Raw genomic sequence first — 4,471 nt, 5'->3', positions numbered from 1 at the left:
GTGCAGGTCAGCGCCGAGCGCGAAACCTACCCGGTGCGCGGCAAGGCCCAGGTCACGATCAGCGCCAGGCTGCCCAACGGCCAGCCCGCGGCCGGCGCCGAAGTCGCGCTCGCTGCCGTGGACCAGGCGCTGCTCGAACTCATGCCCAACGGCAGCTGGAACCTGCTCGACGCGATGCTGCCGCGCCGCGCCTGGGGCGTGCAGACCGCGACCGCGCAGATGGAAGTCATAGGCCGGCGCCACTACGGCCGCAAGGCCGTGCCCGCGGGCGGCGGCGGCGGGCGCAGCCCGCGGCGCGAACTGTTCGACAGCGTGCTGCTGTGGCAGCCGAGCGTGGTGCTCGACGCCAAGGGCCAGGCGCGCGTCGAGGTGCCGCTCAATGATTCGCTGACCACGTTCGAGATCGTCGCCGTCGCCGATGCGGGTGTGCAGATGTTCGGCACGGGACGCACCAAGATCCGCAGCACGCAGGACCTGCAGATCATCAGCGGCCTGCCGCCGCTGGTGCGCGAGGGCGACCGCTTGCGCGCGCAGATCACGCTGCGCAACACCACCGCGCGCGCGATGCAGGTCCAGGTGCAGCCGCGCCGCGCCGCTGGCGCTGGCCGCGCAGCGCATCGCGCTGGCCGCGGGCGCGTCGCAGGAAGTCGCGTGGGAGGTCACGGTACCGCTCAATGCCGCAGGCAGCAGCGCGCTGGAGAATCTGGCCGCGGGCCTGGACTGGGAAATCGACGCCGAGGACGTGACGCCGGGCGCACCGCCCGCGCGCGATGCTGTTCGCGTGCGCCAGCGCATCGAGGCGGCCGTGCCGCTCGCGGTACAGCAGGCGACGCTGGTGCAGATCGACGGGCAGTGGCAGCTGCCGGTCGCGCCGCCGGCAGACGCCTTGCCGGGCCGCGGCGGCCTGCGCCTGGCGCTGGCGCCCAAGCTGGCCGATGGCCTGCCCGGCGTGCGCGACTGGTGGCTGCGCTATGCCTATACCTGCCTCGAGCAGATCAGCAGCCGCGCGCTGGGCCTGGGCGACGCCGCGCAGTGGCAGCAGGTGATCGCGAAGATGCCCAGCTATCTCGACGAGAACGGGTTGGCCTCGTATTTCCCGCCGGGCGCCGCTGCGTCACGCGCGGGCGCGCAGCACCGCGGCAGCGACACGCTGACCGCCTATCTGCTGGCTGCGAGCCATGAAGCCGCGCGCCAGGACCCGCGCCTGGCCCTGCCCGAAGCGCTGCGCGCGCAGATGGAAAGCGCGCTGATCGCCTTCGTCGAAGGCCGGCTCGAACGCCCGCTGAACAATCCGCGCAGCGACCAGGCGCGGGCGCTCGAAGTGCGCAAGCTCGCGGCGATCGAGGCGCTGTCGCGCAACGGCCGCGCCGGGCCGCGCATGCTCGAGAGCATCCGCGTCGCGCCCGCGCAGTGGCCCACGCACGCGCTGCTCGACTGGGTGCAGATCCTGCAGCGCCTGCCCGAGGCCGCGCAGCGCGAGGCGCGGCTGCAGGAAGCCAAGCAGATGCTGCAAAGCCGGCTGTCGTTCCAGGGCAGCCAGGTGGTGTTCAGCACCGAGAAGGACGACCACTGGTGGTGGCAGATGCAGGGCGGCGACAGCAATGCCGCGCGCCTGCTGCTGACCGCGCTGACCTTGCCCGAGTGGCAGGACGATGTGCCGCGCCTGGCCCAGGGCCTGATCGCGCGCCAGCGCGGCGGCGCCTGGACCACGACCACGGCCAACCTGTGGGGCGTGCTTGCGCTGCAGGCGTTCTCGCGCGAGCGCGAGAGCACGCCGGTCGCGGGCCGCACGCTGGCCCAGCTGGGCACGCACAGCGTGGTCAAGGGATGGCGCAGCGTCGCGGGCCAGCCGGCAGCGGGCCTTCCCGCGGCCGGCGTGCCGCTGGGCGCGAGCCCCGTGGGCGCGCCGGTGGCGGCCTCGGGCGCCAACGCGTTGTTCCTGCCCTGGGCACCGGGCCCGCTCACCGTCACGCACGAAGGCCAGGGCAAGCCCTGGCTGAGCCTGCAGGCCGTGGCTGCGGTGCCGCTGAGCAAGCCGTTCAGCGCCGGCTATACCGTGCGCAAGACCGTCACGCGCGTCACGCCGTCGCAGCTGCCCGCAGGCAGCTACCAGCGCGGCGACGTGCTCGAGGTGACGCTGGACGTCACGTCCACGGCCGACATGGGCTGGGTGGCGATCACCGACCCGATTCCCGCGGGCGCGACGATTCTCGGCAGCGGCCTGGGCCGCGACTCCGAGATCGCGCAGCAGGGCGGGGCCACCGATACCGGAGACACCGACAGCGCGCCGACGTTCGAGGAGCGCAGCTTCTCGTCCTGGCGCGGCTATTACGAGTGGCTGCCGCGCGGCAGCACCAAGGTGCGCTACCGCGTGCGCGTGAGCAATGTCGGCGAATTCGCGCTGCCGCCCACGCGCGTCGAAGCGCTGTATGCGCCCGAAATGTTCGGCGTGGCGCCGAATGCGCCAGTCAAGGTGGTGCCGGCTCCCTGATGCGTCACAGACCGTTCTTCCTGCATGTCACGCAGGGTCATAAAAGGGGCCGGCCGCCCCCGTGGCATGCAGGGAACGCCAAGGTGACGTCAGGGTAAGCACCGGCAAAATTGACATCCATTCGTCACATGACCTGCCTAGACTTGCGTCATGTCTCTGATCGAACTCGATGGCGTCGCAAAGTCCTGGGGAGCAACGACAGCGCTGGGCGCGCTGCAGTTGCGCATTGAACCGGCAACTTTCTGCGTGCTGCTCGGGCCTTCGGGCTGTGGCAAGTCAACCACGCTGCGCATCATTGCGGGGCTGGAAACCGCGACCGCGGGCAGTGTGCGCATCGATGGCCGTGAAGTCGGCCACCTGCCACCCGCCGAGCGCGGCATCGCCATGGTGTTCCAGAACTACGCCTTGTTTCCTCACCTCACGGTGGCCGAGAACATAGGCTTTGGCCTGTCGGTGCGCAAGGTGCCTGCGGCCGAAGCCGCGCGCCGCCTGGCCGAGGCCGCGGAGCTGCTCGGCCTGACCGGTTTGCTCGACCGCCGGCCCGCGCAACTCTCGGGCGGCCAGCAGCAGCGCGTGGCGCTGGGGCGCGCGCTCGTGGCCCAGGCCAAGGTCTGCCTGATGGACGAACCCCTGTCGAATCTCGACGCCCAGCTGCGCCAGGAAATGCGCAGCGAACTGCGCGAACTGCAGCTGCGCCTGGGTCTGACCGTGGTCTACGTGACCCATGACCAGGCCGAAGCCATGAGCATGGCCGACCAGGTGGTGCTGCTGCACCAGGGCCGGGTCGAACAATGCGCGACGCCGCGCGAAATGTATGCCCGTCCCGCAAGCCGCTTTGCGGCGCGCTTCATCGGCACGCCCGCAATGAATCTGATCGCGCTCGAACACGGCCGCATCGCGGGCAGCGATGTGGGCGTGGGCGGCGGCAGCGCGCGCTGCATGGGGCTGCGCCCCGAAGCCATCGCGGTGTTTCCCGACGACGCCGCGGAACACGCTCCCGTGCCCGCCGAAGTCGTCGGCCAGGAATACCTCGGCGCCGATCTGGTGCTGCGCTGCCAGGTGGGCAGCGAAGTGCTGACGGTGCGTGCCCCGGGCCCGCAGCAGGTGCCCACGGGCGCGCGCGTGCGCCTGGCCTGGCACGACGCCGACACCCACTTTTTCGGCGGCGACGGCCTGCGCCTGGGCGCGCGCGCCGCCTGAATCCCCTGTTCCCGGATCGCCGGTCTGGCCGCGGCAGCGCCCCGTCGTTCATCGCTTTTTTTCAGGAGTCACCATGCATCGCAAGACCTTCATCCAGACCCTGGCCCTGGCCGCGGCCACGGGCTCGCTGGGCCTGGCCCATGCCCAGGCGCAGGTGGAAGTGCCGTTCTACTACCCCGTGGCCGTGGGCGGCGCCATCGCCAAGACCATCGACGGTTTCGCGGCGGATTTCATGAAGCAGCACCCGAACATCAAGGTCACGCCGATCTATGCGGGCACCTACCAGGAAACCATCGTCAAGGCGCTGACGGCGCACAAGTCGGGCAAGCCGCCCGCGACGTCGGTGCTGCTGTCGACCGACATGTTCACGCTGATCGACGAAGACGCGATCGCGCCCATCGACCAGTTCGTCAAGACCGCCGCCGACCAGGCCTGGCTCAAGAGCTTTTACCCGGCCTTCATGGCCAACAGCCACACCGGCGGCAAGACCTGGGGCGTGCCGTTCCAGCGCTCCACGGTCGTGATGTACTACAACAAGGACTTGTTCAAGCAGGCGGGACTGGACCCGAACCGCGCGCCCCAGACCTGGAAGGAATTGAGCGACGCCGCGCAGAAGCTCACGCGCAAGGACGCGAGCGGCAAGGTCACACAGTACGGCATCCAGATCCCGTCGACGGGCTTTGGCTACTGGATGCTGCAGACGCTGACCACGCCCAACGGCGTGCTGCTGGCCAACGAAGCCGGCACCAAGGTCACGTTCGACCATCCCAAGGTGATCGA

General features: G+C 70.4%; 2 protein-coding genes and 1 pseudogene. All 3 read left to right on the top strand.

Going from position 1 to position 4,471, the window contains the following annotated elements; all coding sequences use genetic code 11:
• Positions 1–2,491: pseudogene (locus D3H34_RS30885) on the top strand (alpha-2-macroglobulin family protein); the annotation flags it as partial.
• A gap of 150 nt (positions 2,492–2,641) precedes the next feature.
• The gene (locus tag D3H34_RS30880) at positions 2,642–3,691 is read left to right on the top strand and encodes an ABC transporter ATP-binding protein (protein ID WP_119558655.1); all 1,050 of its coding nucleotides are present in this window, start codon (positions 2,642–2,644) and stop codon (positions 3,689–3,691) included.
• 73 nt (positions 3,692–3,764) lie between these two features.
• On the top strand, positions 3,765–4,471 hold a 707-nt coding region (locus D3H34_RS30875; RefSeq protein ID WP_119558654.1), incomplete at its 3' end, for an extracellular solute-binding protein.

It is taken from the genome of Acidovorax cavernicola (assembly GCF_003581445.1).
The sequence above is the reverse complement of the archived record's forward strand: the minus strand, read 5'-3'. Positions and strand labels throughout refer to the sequence as shown.